13 protein-coding genes and 1 pseudogene are annotated in these 15,356 nt (G+C 58.3%); 11 read left to right on the top strand and 3 right to left on the bottom strand.

The features are described from left to right. The 10 genes and pseudogenes from C665_RS04070 to C665_RS20040 all read left to right on the top strand — a co-directional run. On the top strand, nt 1-823 hold an 823-nt coding region (locus C665_RS04070; protein ID WP_040828535.1), incomplete at its 5' end, for a HipA domain-containing protein. 187 nt (nt 824-1,010) lie between these two features. Next, nucleotides 1,011-1,958: pseudogene (locus tag C665_RS21340) on the top strand (mannose-1-phosphate guanylyltransferase); the annotation flags it as partial. A 125-nt stretch (nt 1,959-2,083) separates the two neighbouring features. Further along, nucleotides 2,084-2,461 (top strand): cupin domain-containing protein, encoded by a 378-nt coding sequence (locus C665_RS21335; RefSeq protein ID WP_306414993.1) that lies wholly within the window; start codon nt 2,084-2,086, stop codon nt 2,459-2,461. A gap of 9 nt (nt 2,462-2,470) precedes the next feature. Continuing rightward, nucleotides 2,471-3,304: a Wzz/FepE/Etk N-terminal domain-containing protein gene (locus C665_RS20065; protein ID WP_082047823.1), complete on the top strand. Its 834-nt coding sequence runs from the start codon at nt 2,471-2,473 to the stop codon at nt 3,302-3,304. A gap of 87 nt (nt 3,305-3,391) precedes the next feature. Further along, nucleotides 3,392-4,636 carry a flippase gene (locus tag C665_RS20060; RefSeq protein WP_004300746.1) on the top strand — a complete coding sequence of 415 codons (1,245 nt, stop codon included), beginning with the start codon at nt 3,392-3,394 and terminating at the stop codon, nt 4,634-4,636. 43 nt (nt 4,637-4,679) lie between these two features. Further along, on the top strand, nt 4,680-5,405 hold the full coding sequence (locus C665_RS20055) for a glycosyltransferase family 25 protein (protein WP_082047821.1): 726 nt from the start codon (nt 4,680-4,682) through the stop codon (nt 5,403-5,405). Nucleotides 5,406-5,542: 137 nt separating this feature from the next. After that, nucleotides 5,543-6,838: an O-antigen ligase family protein gene (locus tag C665_RS20050; RefSeq protein ID WP_083854677.1), complete on the top strand. Its 1,296-nt coding sequence runs from the start codon at nt 5,543-5,545 to the stop codon at nt 6,836-6,838. Beyond that, nucleotides 6,804-7,808 carry a glycosyltransferase family 4 protein gene (locus C665_RS20045; RefSeq protein ID WP_004300743.1) on the top strand — a complete coding sequence of 335 codons (1,005 nt, stop codon included), beginning with the start codon at nt 6,804-6,806 and terminating at the stop codon, nt 7,806-7,808. Before C665_RS20050 ends, C665_RS20045 begins: the two co-directional genes overlap by 35 nt. Before the next feature lie 2 nt (nt 7,809-7,810). Continuing rightward, complete coding sequence (locus tag C665_RS04055) at nt 7,811-8,977, top strand: glycosyltransferase family 4 protein (RefSeq protein WP_040828531.1); 1,167 nt, start codon at nt 7,811-7,813, stop codon at nt 8,975-8,977. Between the two features lie 52 nt (nt 8,978-9,029). Then, nucleotides 9,030-10,421, top strand: a complete 1,392-nt coding sequence (locus C665_RS20040; RefSeq protein WP_211207574.1) for an undecaprenyl-phosphate glucose phosphotransferase — start codon at nt 9,030-9,032, stop codon at nt 10,419-10,421. Between the two features lie 21 nt (nt 10,422-10,442). Here C665_RS20040 and C665_RS04045 read toward each other — a convergent pair whose 3' ends face one another. The 3 genes from C665_RS04045 to C665_RS04035 all read right to left on the bottom strand — a co-directional run bounded on the left by C665_RS04045 (nt 10,443) and on the right by C665_RS04035 (nt 14,685). Continuing rightward, the gene (locus tag C665_RS04045) at nt 10,443-10,808 is read right to left on the bottom strand and encodes a diacylglycerol kinase (protein WP_004300738.1); all 366 of its coding nucleotides are present in this window, start codon (nt 10,806-10,808) and stop codon (nt 10,443-10,445) included. Between the two features lie 232 nt (nt 10,809-11,040). Then, nucleotides 11,041-12,270: a GumC family protein gene (locus tag C665_RS04040; protein WP_004300736.1), complete on the bottom strand. Its 1,230-nt coding sequence runs from the start codon at nt 12,268-12,270 to the stop codon at nt 11,041-11,043. A 3-nt stretch (nt 12,271-12,273) separates the two neighbouring features. Beyond that, nucleotides 12,274-14,685 carry an SLBB domain-containing protein gene (locus C665_RS04035; RefSeq protein ID WP_083854676.1) on the bottom strand — a complete coding sequence of 804 codons (2,412 nt, stop codon included), beginning with the start codon at nt 14,683-14,685 and terminating at the stop codon, nt 12,274-12,276. Nucleotides 14,686-14,928: 243 nt separating this feature from the next. Between C665_RS04035 and C665_RS04030 the strand changes: the two genes are divergently transcribed. After that, nucleotides 14,929-15,240, top strand: coding sequence for a hypothetical protein (locus C665_RS04030; protein ID WP_004300731.1), 312 nt, complete (start codon nt 14,929-14,931; stop codon nt 15,238-15,240). Nucleotides 15,241-15,356 lie beyond the last annotated feature (116 nt).

Below are 15,356 nucleotides of genomic sequence, written 5' to 3'. Positions count from 1 at the left end.
CCCCCCCCCCAGCCCAATCGAAGAAGAAGGCAAGGCGGCCCAATATGCACGGCTGGCAGGGGAAGCCGCCAGAGGCGAAGTGCCTGGATCCTCCGCAGGCGGCGAGCAACCCAAGTTCACCGCCTTCGCGGCAACACCGAACGGCCCCTGCCACGTCATCGTGAAGTTCAGTGAAGTCGTGGAAGGGCCGGTGAGCGAGCGCTGGAGGGACCTCCTGCTGGCCGAACATCTCGCCCTCGAGACACTGCGAGAAGCCGGCATTCCTGCCGCTGTCACGCGCGTCGCCGACCATGGCGCCCAGCGCTTTCTCGAAGTGGAGCGTTTCGATCGCGTGGGCCCGACCGGTCGGCGTGCGCTGATCTCCCTGGCCGCGATGGACGCGGAATTTATCGGCGCCGGAACCGGCGGCTGGCCCGGCATCGCGCAGCGCCTGGCTAAAGCAGGGCAGATCGTTACCGAAGCCGCGGACGCGGCAAACCTCCTGTGGTCATTCGGCACCCTGATCGGCAACACCGACATGCACAGTGGAAACCTGTCGTTCATCTCGGAGCACGGCCGGCCTTATGCCATCGCGCCAGCCTACGACATGACACCGATGTGCTTCGCCCCCCGAATTGGCGGAGGCTTGCCCGACACCATTGCTGACGCGGCGCTTCATCCCGGTATCGCCAACGAAGTCTGGCGGCGTGCCGAGCCGCTGAGCCAGGCCTTCCTTCACCGTCTCCGGGCGGCGAGCGGGTTCTCCCGCCGCTTTGCTCCCTGCATCGCGGCACTGGAAGATCACATCGCGCGGGTTGGCCGCAAGATCGCCAGGCTGGGTTAGGGCACCGGCAGGGCATTGAGCGGCGACCGCGATGGTCTTGCCGCCCATGGATCCCGCCTCTCAAGAAGGGGAGGTCCTCGACCGTGTCGCATTCCGAGTGCGGAGCCCCTGAAGTCACCCCCAACCCGCGCATCACCCTATTACCTTCGCTGAATAGCCAAGTGCTGCAGTGCAGTGCGACAATGTGATGTGTCGAAATCTAGGGTTCCAAATGCTAACAACCGTCATCTTCTCGGGCGGATCCGGTACCCGCCTCTGGCCATCGTCGCGCGAAAGCCGGCCCAAGCAACTTCTCGCCCCCACTGGCCAGCACACCATGCTGCAGGAGACTGCCCGCCACCTGAACGGGTTCGGCGGAGGCAATCTCGGGGGTACGCCGACAATCGTGGTCTGCAACCACGAACATCGCCTCATGGTTGCGGAGCAGTTGCGTGCTACAGGCGTCGAGGGTGTGCGTATCGCACTCGAACCCATCGACCGGAACACCGCGCCTGCGCTGACACTCACCGCATGTCTGCCAGTGCGGGACGGCAGGGCCCCCACGGTGCTCGTGATGTCGGCCGACCATGTATTCACCGATAGCGACGCCTTCCACGCCGCCGTTTCACTCGGGCACGACGCTGCGCGCTCAGGCGCGCTCGAAATCGCCGCCTTCGTCGAAAAACCAGACTCGGAGCGAGCTCGGAAATACGTCTCCCTGGGACAGTACTTGTGGAACAGCGGTTTGCATACGATGCGAGCCACGGTCTGGGTCGAGGCCCTTGCGGCCCTGCAGCCTGGGATGTCGGCCGCCTGTCGCGACGCGCTCGAACACAGCAGCGTCGATGCCGACTTCGTACGCGTCGACAGCGCCCCCCTTGCCTCCTGCCCGTCGGATTCCACCGACGACGAAGTCATCGAAAAACTCTCCCGGCAGGCTACAGCCGGCATCCCGGGCGGCGGCGTCCCGATGTCCGCAGGCTGGCCCGATGTCGGTGCTTGGGACACGACCTCTGAAGTCATGTCCAAGGGCGCGCACGGCAACACCACTCACACCGACACGATCCTCGACGGCTGCGAAGACAGCCTGCTGTATGGCGGCAAGCGCTTGGTCGCCGGCTTCGGTCTGAAAGACGTCATCGCCGTCGAAACTCTGGACGCCGTGCTGGGCGCCGACAAGTCCCGCACCCATGTCGTCAAGGGGATCGTCACCCGCATCAAGGCCGAAGCATCGCCGACACGCACAACAAGATCTACCGCCCTTGATGCAGGTACGACTCCATCGATTTCGGTAACCGCTTCCAGGCCAAGCGCCCCGCGGCCAATCCGGACGCCAAGCTCAACCCACCGATGCACCACCAATCCGCCGAACACCGGGTCGTTGTCAAGGGCACGGCCGAAGCCACCAACGGTGACAGAGTGATGATCCTGCCGGAGCACGAATGCACCTTCATCCCGCTCGATCACGTTCATCGCATGGCCGACCTACGCAAGTTGCCACTTGAGATCATCGAGATGCAGGTGGGGAGTTATTTCGTAGAGGACGACATCATTCGTCTCGAGAACATTTACCGCCGTACTGCTCGGAATGAGCTCGCGCAGGAGCCTTCCCTGTGTGACGACTCCAGCCCCGCCAAAACCCACCATTCAAGAGCTTGAATTTCCAATATGCCATCCCCAGCGCAAACCTCTCGCCGACAGCAAGAAGAAATCAGCATCGTTGATATCTGGAAAATTTTTCTCAAGCGCAGAGCACTGATGTTCTGGAGCTTCATTATTTGCATAGCAGGAGGCGCAGCCTACGCTTTCTTGAAACCCCCAATCTATGAAGTCACCGCTCAACTCAGCATCGGTCAAATTCAAATTTCCAGCGAAAAATCGCCCCTACCACTCGAAAAGCCAGAAGAGCTTGAATACCGCCTGCTGTCTGCATTCGGAAAAAAAGTTGCCGAAGGAGTCGAGCGCGAGCGTCCCTTCCTCACGAAAGCAGGTCCGCGAAAAGAAGGCTCCACCACCCTCGAACTGACAGTCGAGGGGGACACTCCAGATGACGCGAAAGAACTTCTAAATAATATCGTAAAAAGTGTTTTGGAGAACCACCTCGATATATACAAGGGCAACATAGATCCACTTTCGGGCCGTATACACAACCTGGCAGCCCAACGCGAAGCGCTACAACAACAATACGAAGACGTGAGCGCCCTTTCCAAAAAGATATCCGAACACGACCCCGTTCAGGCCTCTCTTCTCATGCTCGAGCGGGGGCCGCTCACTCAATCCCTTGATCAACAAGACGCCGAGCGCCTCCGCCTAACCCAACAAACTCTCGCCCCACAAACTCGCCCTTCCACGGTATTAGGCGAAATCACAGCGCCAATCGACCCCTCTCATCCGAAGAAAGCACTTGTCCTCGCGGTCGCGGCAGTCTTGGGTCTAATGACGAGCATCATGCTCGCATTTACAGCGGAATTTTTCTCAAGGGCCAGAGAACAGAGCAGATAAGGGCCATTCACCCAAAGTTCCAAGAATTCCGACAATCAGCGCACCGACGATGCGCAGCACTCCATTGGATTCCCACCAGACCACTCAATGAGCAAGAAGAGACTTCTTGAAAACATCTTTTCCTTGGGCGCTCTACAAGCAGCCAACTACGCCCTTCCTTTGCTGTTGCTTCCATACTTAGCACACACCCTTGGGGTCGAAAAACTCGGGCTGCTCGCCTTCGCGATATCCCTAATGCAGTTGTTTTCTGTATTAATTGATTACGGCTTCAATCTTAGCGCCTCCCGCCAAGCCGCTGTCCACCGCAACGAACCAACCGCGCTAAATCACCTTTTTGCGGCTGTTACAACACTCCGCATAACCTTTGCCAGCGCGGGATTATTACTGCTATACCTCCTGATTCAAACCATACCGCGACTACAAAGCGACGCCAATTTATACTTGGCGAGCTATATCCTCGTCGCGGGCAACGCCCTCTTTCCTCTATGGCTTTTCCAAGGCCTAGAGCGCATGAAGCTGGCAAGCCTGATCCAGATTGGAACAAAATTCACTGGATTCATTGCAACAATCCTTCTTGTCAAGAGCCCAGACGACATCGTCCTTGCTGCATTCTTGCAAGGTTCCACCAACCTGGCAGCTGCCTTTATTTGTTTACCTCTAGTTCCCGGCGCCATAGGCGCCACTCGGATTGTCCCGCCGAAACTCGAGAACATATCGCAGCAATTGAAGGAGGGCTGGCACATCTTTCTTTCGTCCGCAGCCATCAACCTCTACACGAGCAGCAACCTTTTTATTCTTGGCGTACTGACGAACCCCAGCACTGCGGGGATCTATCATGTAGCAGAAAAAACGGTCAGGGCGGTTCAATATCTTTTTGAACCCATCAATCAAGCAGTTTACCCATATATCAGCAAATTAGCCCAAGACAACCCTCAGGCCGCGCTTGACTTCAATCAAAAAATGCTCAAATGGGCCGGAGCTGCAAGTCTTCTCTCAAGCATTTCGCTTGCAGTTACCGCGCCATGGATCGTCCCCCTGCTATTCAGCCCCGACTTCTCCGCCTCAGTTGAAATCATCCAGGCAATGGCACCTCTTCCATTTATTATCGTAATCTCCAATATCATCGGAAAGCAAAAACTCCTGGCGTTTGGCTTCAGCCGGGAGTTCAGCAGAATCATCATACTTGGCGCAGGACTGAACTTCGCGACATTCCCCCTCATGGCGCATTTCTTCGGCGCTCTCGGCGCCGCTCTTGCCAACGTCGCGACCGAAGCAATGATCACCACCTTTTTTATCTTAAAATCCCGAAAAACAAACTTTCTAAAACATTAACATGCAATAACTACCGCACTTTCTTTAATCAAAAAACTTTAAAATGAACCCCAGCAGAAAGCCCAAGATAGTCGTTCTTTCAAGAAAAGAAGACACCACCAGAAGAGTGTCCATAAGCAGACAAATGGCCTCACTCGGACTCAGTTGCGAATTTTATGACGCAATAACTCCGAGCCAGCTTTCCTCAGACACGTCGAACACCGCTCACACCCCAGGCGAGAGGTGTTGCTTCCTCGGCCACTACGGGATCATCAAGGCCTTCTCCACCTCGAGTACCGACGATAGTTTAATCGTTTTGGAAGATGACGCAGAACTCTCCCCCGAGTTCAAAGAACTAATACCACACCTTTCCGCGGCCCTGGAAAGAAGTGACATCTTGATTCTCGGCTACTCGAAGGTTCCTCCCGAGCTTCGCCAAGCAATACAGCGCTTTAGGCCTGTAAAACCGCTTTACCCGTTAGACCGAACTCATCAAGTCTCACGCCCATACGCTCAATGGAAATGCGGTGCCGTTGCGTATGCAGTATCGAAAAGCGGAGCTGAAAAATATACGCGAGCACTAGAGGGCGCAGATATTGTCGCCGATGACTGGCAGTTTATCGAAAGGCAAGGCATTTCCGTGCACCACGTGAAACCACTTTGCGCACTGGAAAATTACGAAATTTTGGGAAGTAATCTTGAGGCCGACAGGAAGACCCACATTGTCAGACCACTATGGCTCCGACATATCGCAGGCCTTGTAAGAAGCGCCCTCCTGATTTTTAAATAGCGATGAATTAAAAACCGTTGCAACAGCACGTTCTATATTTATTTTAGTAACCATACAGAGTCTCCGCCGTCCGCCCCAACGCAAAAACCGTCTCAAAAGCGCGCCCACACATACTCGCAAAAATATGGAATAAATTCATGCTCAGCCTTCGCGAGCGCCTCTTTCTGCTCATCATTGCTGGCTTCTTGATTCTTGGAAACCTGCCGCGTTTCTTGCCGATGCCCACGGCTTTTGGCAACGTAAATTTGTCAGAAGTCTTGCTCTATGCCATTTCACTCTTAATATTTCCGATTCGTTCCTTCAGCATCTTTCGGACAAGCCTGGGTGTAACTTTAATCCTCGGGACAGTTTTTTCAACCTGCGTCGGCCTGCTAAAGTGGGGAATTGACTTTACGGCCTTGGTCTACTCATCTAGACTGTTAATACAAATTACAATTGCTCATCTTGTAGCCGGCATTCTTGCCGAAAAGCTATATTCGCCTCAGAATCTGATTGTAAGAAATTATCTACTCACCTACACTGCAATGGCTGCCATCGCGATTGCACTACTTATTCTGTTCCCAAATTCGACCGATCTCTGGAAAACGCTTTCCTCCTTTGGCGTCGAATTTGCGGGAGACCCGCATATAAATCGCCTTGTATCCCTTTACTTTGATCCAAATTTTTACGCAACAATAATCGTCTTACCAACAATCATCGCGCTCCACGGCGCGCTGAGCGAAAAGAAGCTCTCCTACATCGCCTCTTCTGCTCTATTGATTTTGACCTTATTCCTGACTGTTTCAAGAAGTGGAATCTCTCTCCTTTTCCTAATTGCCATAGGTTACGCCATACTCCAGTCTCCCAGACTGCACCTAATAAAACTGCCACAGATAATTCTTCCCGCCGTACCCCTTTTGATCTTCTCCCTCTCAACCGCGACTCTCTTGAGCTTTGAGCAAGTGGAGAGGCTTGCAATGCGACTTGCGCAAGGGCTTGGGGATGGCAGCTCCACTGCGCGATTCGAGTCCTTTTCGCTCGGGCTAAGATTAATGGAAGATGAATTTCTGCTTGGGTATGGTTACAACTTCGCACTATCTTTTATTCGAGAAAGTGGACGCAACGGCATCGACTCATCATTACAGCTATTTTTTCTAACGTACGGCGCCCTGCCAGCAACGATTATACTAATAATATTCGCAATCAAGTTCTACATTATAGATCGCAATTTAAGACAAATATCCAACACCCCCACACTCCCGTCGCTGACTTCTACTCATGTCCTGTGGCGAATCGTGGCCTCCTACTTTGTCATGACTTTGCTATGGGCTGCCCACTTCAATCAAGTTCTTTTCTACCCATTTTGGCTCATCCCAACGCTTGCCTTTATATTTCTATTTGAAAGAGTTAGCGACAACCATGTCAGACAGTGTCAAAGAACGGATCTATTTTGATGAGCGATGGATGGGTGACCATGGGATCGGCCGTTTCGCAAGAGAAGTCAATCAACGCTTAAAATTCCCCCCTGCCGACCTGAAAGGATCACCGGTTCAACCACTTGACCCTTTGAGGCTTAGCTTTTATCTAGCTTTAAATGATGTATATTTGATTTCACCTGGATTCAATTCACCTTTATTTGGAGGTAAACGGTTCATCCCGACAATCCACGACCTCAACCACATCGACACGGGATCGGGGCTGTTGAGGTCTTTGTATTATCGGCTGATACTAAAGCGAGCATGCCAACGAGCGCCGCTCATCCTGACGGTATCCAATTTCTCGAGAAAGAAGATCGTCGACTGGGCCGGAGTTTCGCCTGCAAAGGTGGTCAATGTAGGAAACGGGCTATCGCCAGCTTTTTCAACGACCGGGACGATTTACAATCCAGGCTACAGATATTTGCTTTGCATCGGCAACCGAAAGCCGCATAAAAATGAGGAGCGCGTCGTTCAAGCATTCGCTCGAGCGGGCATAGACTCCGCGATCCGGCTCGTTTTTAACGGAGAACCCTCACCGCGCCTGATTGACGTTGCAATGCAGGAGAGGGTTGATCGACGTATTGTCTTTCTCGGACCGATGGATGACGAAAAACTTGCATCGGTATACCGAGGCGGAATAGCGCTTATTTTTCCGTCGCTTTATGAGGGATTCGGCTTTCCTGTAATTGAAGCGATGGCGTCGGGGATCCCGGTGTTGACCTCAAGCACCACTTCACTGCCAGAAGTGGCTGGCAGTGCGGCACTACTTGTCGAACCAAGCAGTACCGAGGAGATCGCAGCGGGAATTCACGAGATCGTCACGAACATGATGTTACGTGAAAGTTTGATTCAGAGAGGATTTGAACAATCAGCCCGTTTCACTTGGGACAAGGTTGCGGATAAGATCCTAGAAGCTCTGACCCAGTCCCTTGGAGGGCATTTATAATCATGAAAGTTGCTATCGTACATGACTGGCTTGTAGGCTATGCTGGGGCGGAGCGCGTTCTCGATCAGCTGATTTTCATTTTCCCCGATGCAGACTTGTACACAATCTGTGACTTCCTGCCTGACGAGGAGCGGTTTTTCCTTCAGGGAAAACGCCCTTCAACAAGTTTCATACAGAAATTGCCAAAGGCCCGGAGTCATTACAGGTCCTACCTTCCCCTTATGCCTCTTGCAATTGAGCAATTCGATCTTTCCGGCTATGACTTGATAATATCAAGCTCCCATGCGGTAGCCAAAGGAGTCCTCACAGGGCCAGATCAGCTGCACATCAGTTATGTGCACTCCCCGATTCGTTATGCTTGGGATTTACAGCACCAATATTTACGCGAATCAAATCTCGAAAGAGGAATGAAGGGTTGGGTAGCCAAGTGGTTACTCCATAAGATCAGACTGTGGGACTCCCGAACAGGGAACGGCGTGGATCACTTTATTGCAAACTCTGATTTTATAGCGAGGCGCATCAAGAAAGTCTACAGAAGAACTGCCGATGTCATTTATCCGCCCGTGGACGTTTCCAGTTTCACGTTACGGGATAAAAAGGACGCGTTTTATCTTACGGCCTCACGTCTTGTACCCTACAAGCGGATCGATTTGATCATTGATGCCTTTCGATCCATGCCGGATAAACAGCTGGTGGTGATCGGGGATGGCCCAGACATGGAAAAGGTGCGGTCGAGAGCCAGTCCGAACATCCAGCTTCTCGGATATCAACCATTCGACGTCCTACGTGATCACATGCAACGCGCCCGAGCATTTCTTTTCGCTGCAGAGGAGGATTTCGGCATCGCGCCGGTCGAGGCGCAGGCTTGTGGCACTCCGGTAGTGGCATTTGGAAAGGGAGGAGCCCTCGAAACAATCCGCGGACTCGGGGAATTGGAGGCGCCAACCGGTGTGTTTTTCGAGCAACAGACGGTACAAAGCGTGGTGGAAGCAGTGAAGCTTTTTGAGCGCGAAATGGAATGCTTTTCGGCTGCGAACTGTCGTGAGAATGCAATACGATTTTCCACTGACTCTTTCTGCAACCAGTTCCGGGCCTTTGCTTTGACAAAATATGAAAGCTTTCTGAAAGATAAGCAGTATCGCTACAATAGAGCAGATCAAGCCTCATAGAACCAGGAACGTTTATATTTCACCATCACCCTCTTACAGGAAGAGAGCCAAGGTGTTCACGCCCGCACGCCAGCTGCATGGCAATCATGCCTACACTAAAGCATTTTCGCGAGCCGTAGATTTACTGTGCGTTCTATCTGGCGGATGGGCTGCATATTGGATTCGCTTTGGTCAACCAACAATAGACTCTACTGGATATACAAGCGCGCTATTGGTCGGCGCGTTGCTCGCTCTGATAATCTTGCCTGGTTTTGGCGTGTACAAATCCTGGCATGGTCAGCTACAGATCGGGCTCGTTGCGAAACTGGTTACCGCATACTGCACAATTGGTGCGGCGATGACAGCGCTGCTTTTTTTTACTAAGCTTGGAGCGGACTTTTCACGTCTCTGGTTGGTCTATTGGATTGGTAGCGCGGCAGCGGGGTCAATTGGATTTCGCTTGATCGCATATCCTCTTATAAAGAATCATCGCCTGCAAAGCCGCAATCGCCGCCGAGTTCTTCTAGTCGGAGACGCCCATTCTTGTTCGACCGCAATACGTCATTTGCGAAAGGTGCCGATTGCGGGCTTCGATCCCGATCGCGTGATCGTTATCGGCGACGACCCCGCCATGGAACTAAGCGGGGTCCGGTACGAAGCGTATCAGAAGGACTCACCGATCGATCACGACGAGGACGAGGTCTGGATCTGCCTGCCGCTATCCAAGGGAGAGATCGTCAAGGAGATCCAGTCTGCACTGAGCTTGTCGACCGCGAACGTCCGTTACATGCCCGACATGCGCGACTTCCGGCTGATCAACCACAGTGTTTCGGACGTGGCCGGGCTCTATCTCCTCGATTTGAGCTGTACGCCGATGACAGGCTTCAACGCCTTCCTGAAGGCGCTGGAGGACCGCTTGATCGCCGGCGCAATCCTGCTCCTGATCAGCCCGCTTATGATCATTCTCGCCGTTGGTGTCCGCCTCAGCTCTCCCGGTCCGATCTTCTACCGCCAGGAACGCGTGAGCTGGAACGGCAAGCCGTTCATGATGCTGAAATTTCGCTCCATGCCGGTGGACGTTGAGAAAAACGGTGTCCAATGGGGTGGCGCGGGCAGCGCCAAGAAAACCACGCCCTTCGGCGCGTTCATCCGCCGAACCAGTCTCGACGAATTGCCTCAGTTCATCAACGTACTCAAAGGCGATATGTCCATTGTCGGACCGCGTCCCGAGCGCACCGTGTTCGTGGATCAGTTCAAGCACGAGATCCCGGGCTACATGCAGAAGCACATGGTGAAGGCGGGCATCACGGGATGGGCACAGATCAATGGCTGGCGCGGCGACACGGATCTGCAGCGACGGATCGAATGCGATCTCTGGTACATCGAGAACTGGTCGCTCTGGCTCGACCTGAAGATCATCTTCCTGACGGTGTTCAAGGGCTTCGTGAACCCCAACGCGTATTGAGCCGGGTCACCCGGCCGTTGCCTATCCGTACAGGTCGGCCAGCATGCACGCGAACACGACAACCGAGGCCCCGCCGAGAACCAGGACGGCAGCCGCGGCGCAGTCCTTGGCGACCTGGACGAAGCGCGCGTGCTCGGGATGGAGGCCGTCGAGAGCGGCTTCGAGCGCGGTGTTGATGAGCTCGGCAGCCAGCACGAGGGCGATCATCACGACGACGATGGCGGACCATAGCCAGCCGGGGCGCAGCACCGCGAGCGCGAAGAGCGCGGCGAGCGCCGCGAGGCATTGGCTGCGGAAGCTGGCTTCCAGCCGCCAGGCGTCGCGCACGCCAGCCCAGGCGAAGCGAACGCGGCGGGAGAAGGGAAGGCCCTTGGCGGGAGGTCGCATCTCTTCACTCCAGCGACGAGACGAGAGTCAGACGGTGTTGTAAGAGCGACGCGAGTTGCGACCTCAGCGGCTGTGATCGCGACTTGCGTCGCTCCTACAGGGGCGTCGAGCCATGGCGCCTATTGCAGGAGCGACGCGAGTCGCGATCCGGGCCGACTGTAGTCGCGACTTGCGTCACTCCTACGGGGGCGTTGAAGCGTGGTGCGCGGGGCGGGCTCGTATCAAGACTTTCTCACGCCCGCCAGGACATATATTTCTTGAACAACTGCATGCGCTCCGCGCTTTCGGGGTCTTCGGCGGCACGCTGGGCGGCTTCCTTCATGAAGGCGATCAGCACGGCGACGAAGCCGGCGGCGAGCACGGCGAGGATCACGATCAGGGCGCGCTTGGGCTTGGACTTGCGCTCGGGCGGGATGGCGGTGTCCAGCACCTGGATCAGCGCGCTGTCCTTGGCCTCCTCGATCTTGGCGAGCTCGAACTGCTGCGCCAGCATCTGGTACAGCGTCTCGTAGTACTTCACGTTGCGCAGCAACTGCAGGTTGGTCGCGGCGGCGCTCGATTCGCCACCGACCTGGGTGTCGCGCAGCGCGCTCGCGCCCTCGATGCGTGCGAGCTCGGTCTGCAGCGCAAGCAGCTCCTGCTGCGCAGCCTTGAGGCGGGGGTTTTCCTCGGCGGCGAAGGCGCGCATGGCGCCGATCTCGACCTCCTTCACCGAGATCTGCCCGCGCAGCCGCGCCGTCACCTCGATCATCGCCTGGCCCTGGGCGTCGATGCTCGCCAGGCCACCCCGCTCCATCGCCGAGCGCGCCTCGATCTCGGCCGCCACGAGGCGGTCACGCGCGTCGACCATCTGGCGTTCGAAGAAGAGGCGCTTCTGCGAGGCCTCGGTCACCGCCAGCACCTCGGTGAGCCTGTTCAGCTCTTCCACGTAGGCGTTGGCCATCTTCGCGGCAAGCTCGGGGTCCTTGTCATCGACCGAGATGGTGATGATGCCGTCCTTGCCGGCGGTGAAGCTGGATACATTCTCCAGCGACTTGCGCGCGTCCTCCGCAAACTCATCCTCGTAATAGTTCACCAGGTCGAAGCGCGCGATCATCGCATCGGCCACGGTGCGGCTCTTCAGCATGCCGACGTAGAGGTCGCTCGGGTTCTTGATCCCGGCCGCTGCGCCGGCAATGCCGGCGAGCCCTCCGAGCTGGCCGAGCAGCGCCGAGGCGGTCGACTGCGATTGCTGCGGCGGCAGGATGGCCGTGGTCGCGGTGAAGATCGGCGTCATCAGAAGCGTCGCGCCCACCGTCAAGGCCCCCACCAGCACCGGCAGGCCGAGGATCAGCTTCTTGAACTTGGCGAGCACGATCGCGAGATCGAGTAGAGAGATCTCGTCGTCGTCCTCCACCACCACCATTTGGCCCTGCGGGTTCTCGATCGCCGCCTTCTGCATCGTGCTTTCGTTCATGGTCATCGCTCAGTCGTTCTCGATCGAGCGCACCGCGGCCACACCGAGGCCGAGGTTGGCGAAGATCTGCGTCCAGTCCTTGGCAATGCGCGCGAAGGCCGTCCAGCCCGACTCGCGATCGATCAGCTCCGGAATCACGATGATGTCGCCCGGCAGCACCGTCGTCCCCATCACGCTGCTGAACCAACTGCCCGTTTCGGCCACCACCGTGCCGTCGGCGCGCAGCACGAAGGCCGCGCTGCGGTCGCCCTCGCGGCTCATGCCGGCCTGCTCCAGGTAGTCGGAAACGGTGCGGCTGGGCCGCCACAGCAGGGCAGACTCGGTATTGACCGCACCGAACACCTGCACAAAATCGGGCCGATTCGGGATCACCAGGCGATCGCCGTTCTCCAGCCGGAAGCCGGGGATCTGCGCGAAGCTCGGCTCGTCCGCCGGCAGGCCGAGCGACATCCGGCCCGAGGACTTCAGCGTGCGCATGCGGGCGAGGAAACGCCCACGCGCCTCGCGCTCGGCGCGCAGCTGCGCCTGCGCCTGGGCCACGGCCTGGGCGTCCCCGATGATGTTGGCGGAAACCCGCGCCGACTCGGCAACTGCCTGCTGCTCCAGGCGCTGCACCAGCTTGTCGAGGTTGGCCTGCTGCGACCTGCGCACCGACTCGCGATAGAACTCGGCGCCGAACAGGTAGGCGTCCGAGGTGGGTCCGCCCGCCTTCTCGATGATGTTCACCAAGGTCTCGCCCGGCTCGGCCACGTACACGCCGGGGCGGTTCACCTCGCCCTCCACCCGCATCACCACGCGGCGGCGGCTCACCGGCACGCGCACGTCGCCCGCGGTGAAGATCGAGATCGTGTCGCCGGCCTGCAGGCGCAGGTTGTCCGGGCCGTTGGGGTCGGCGAACAGCCCGTTGAGGCTGAACGGGATCAGCTTGAGCGCCATCTGCGGGCGCTCGAGCCGTTCGACCACCGCGTAATCCATGTTGATGTCGACGAATAGGTTGCCGACATCGCCGACGAAGCTGCCGCGATCGAGCAGGCTGCGGTTCTGGTTGTCCACCACGTAGCGGTTGATCAGGGTCGCCTTGTCCGGGATCAGGTCCGAGATCCGCATGCCGGCGCGGTAGGGCAGGCGCACCGGCGCGCTCACCCCGCCGCGCAGCGTCACCGCGTTGGCGAACTCGGCCAGGATGGGCTGCACCGCGACCAGGTCGCCGGATTTCAGCACGAAGTCGGGCTGCCCCGGCTGCAGCGACACCTCGAACACCGAACGCGGCTGGTCCGCGCTCGGGTCCAGGCGCTCGACGAAGGCCAGGCGCGGGTCGGCCACGACGGGCAGCCCGCCCGACACCGTCAGCACGCTGCGCAGCGTGTCCGCACGGTCCTTGAGCTCGTAGATCGCCGGCGCCTTCACCTGGCCGGTCAACGCCACGTAGCCGTGCGCCGGCGGAATCACGATCACGTCGCCGTCCACCAGGCGGATGTCGGCCGAGGTGTCGCCGTTGGCGAGGAAACGGTACAGGTCGATCTCGGTGATCACCTGGTTGTCGCGCTTGACCTGCACGCGGCGCAGCGAACCATTGGCCCCCGGGCCGCCACTCTGGAACAGCGCACCGATCAGGGTCGAATTGCCCGACACCGTGTAGGTGCCCGGACGCCGCGCCTGGCCCACCACGAACACGGTGATGCCGCGCACCCGGTCCAGGCTCACGCTGACGCTCACGTCGCGGTAGATGCGGCCCACCTGGTTCTCGATGACCTGCACCGCATTGGCGATCCGCACCCCGGCCAGGCTCACCGGGCCGATGGTCGGCAGCGTGATCATGCCGCTGCGGTCGATCTGCGCCCGGGTCTGCGACTCGAAGGCCCCCCAGATCCGCACCAGCACCTGGTCGCCCGGGCCGAGCACGTAGTCGTCGGCGACCGGCGCGGTGGGGCTGTTGAACACTCGCGAGCCCGCGAAGAAGCCCGAACCGTACAGCGGCAGCACCTGCCCGGTGCTGCGCGCCACGAATTGCTGGAAGTCGTTGAGCACCCGCGCGGCGCGCACCGTGCCGCCCACGCGGTCGTTGCCGTCGGCGTCGACCGTCACCGCCTGGTCGAGCGCGGCATCCTGGGAGGGGCTCAGGCCTTCACCGCCGATCACGGTCGGAGCAGCCTGGGTCTCGAATCCGTCCGCGGCACCGGCAGATGCCGCAGCACCGCTGGCGGCACCGACGGCCGCACCCGGCGCGCCACCGGACAAGGCAGGGGCCCCCATGCCCAACCCGCCGCTCCCCACGGCAGCCGGAGCACCGCCCGCCGCCGCGAAGCCCGCTGCAGCGGGGGCGTTCTGCGCCATCGTCACGGACGAGCAAGCCAGCGCCAAGCCCAGGATCAGCGCCTTCGCAGCGCTCCGCAGGCGGTTGCAATGTTCGGTGGTATTCATTTTCTGACAACATAAGGACGCTTGAGGGCGTGGATTGTAGCTGGAAAAAGTCGGCTGACTGGCTGCGCTCGGTCACGGCTTGGCGGGGCAGCCGGAATCGGGCGGCCTCGATTGTCGTATTCTTCTCCTTCAAGGACTTGTTCATGTTTCAACCACGTTCGGCACAAGCTAGAATAGTTGCGTCCGAAACAAACTTTTCCAGCGCTCGGCCAGCCGGTCGCGCTTTCCTCGACAGGAGTTTCCATGAAAAAAACCGCTCTGATCGCCGCGATCCTTGCCTTCTCCACCGCGCCCGTGCTGGCGCAAACCGCCCCGCGCCCCGGCACGGGCGCTCCTGCGCAGGCAGCCCCTGCGCCGGCCCAAGCGGGTGCGACCGGTGCGCAAGCCGGTGCTGCGGGTAGCGGAGCGGGCGCCGCCGGTGCCAGCGCGGCTGCGGTGGGTGGTTTGACCGCAGGCACGGTGGCCGCCGTCGCAGTCGGCGTGGCGGCCGTGGCCGCGGCGGCGAGCAGCGACAGCAGCTCGGGCACCACCGGCACCACCGGCACCACGCGCTAAGCCGTCGCGTCAGGCTGGTGGGTCGATAGCCCGACGGGAATTCGCGCAGATCGCGACTCGCGTCGCTCCTACGGCGAGACTGCTGCGGCAATGCCTTTGCAGAAGCGGCGGAAGCC

It is taken from the genome of Thauera aminoaromatica S2 (assembly GCF_000310185.1).
Taxonomy (GTDB): domain Bacteria; phylum Pseudomonadota; class Gammaproteobacteria; order Burkholderiales; family Rhodocyclaceae; genus Thauera; species Thauera aminoaromatica.
This window is presented reverse-complemented; position numbering and strand designations above follow the sequence as displayed.

Bases quoted from the DNA above. Each gene is read 5' to 3' on its own strand.
- C665_RS20045 (WP_004300743.1), top strand. From the start codon at position 6,804: ATGTCAGACAGTGTCAAAGAACGGATCTATTTTGATGAGCGATGGATG.
- C665_RS20065 (WP_082047823.1), top strand. From the start codon at position 2,471: ATGCCATCCCCAGCGCAAACCTCTCGCCGACAGCAAGAAGAAATCAGC.
- C665_RS20050 (WP_083854677.1), top strand. From the start codon at position 5,543: ATGCTCAGCCTTCGCGAGCGCCTCTTTCTGCTCATCATTGCTGGCTTC.
- C665_RS04030 (WP_004300731.1), top strand. From the start codon at position 14,929: ATGAAAAAAACCGCTCTGATCGCCGCGATCCTTGCCTTCTCCACCGCG.
- C665_RS04045 (WP_004300738.1), bottom strand. From the start codon at position 10,808: ATGCGACCTCCCGCCAAGGGCCTTCCCTTCTCCCGCCGCGTTCGCTTC.
- C665_RS20055 (WP_082047821.1), top strand. From the start codon at position 4,680: ATGAACCCCAGCAGAAAGCCCAAGATAGTCGTTCTTTCAAGAAAAGAA.
- C665_RS04040 (WP_004300736.1), bottom strand. From the start codon at position 12,270: ATGACCATGAACGAAAGCACGATGCAGAAGGCGGCGATCGAGAACCCG.
- C665_RS04055 (WP_040828531.1), top strand. From the start codon at position 7,811: ATGAAAGTTGCTATCGTACATGACTGGCTTGTAGGCTATGCTGGGGCG.
- C665_RS04035 (WP_083854676.1), bottom strand. From the start codon at position 14,685: ATGAATACCACCGAACATTGCAACCGCCTGCGGAGCGCTGCGAAGGCG.
- C665_RS20060 (WP_004300746.1), top strand. From the start codon at position 3,392: ATGAGCAAGAAGAGACTTCTTGAAAACATCTTTTCCTTGGGCGCTCTA.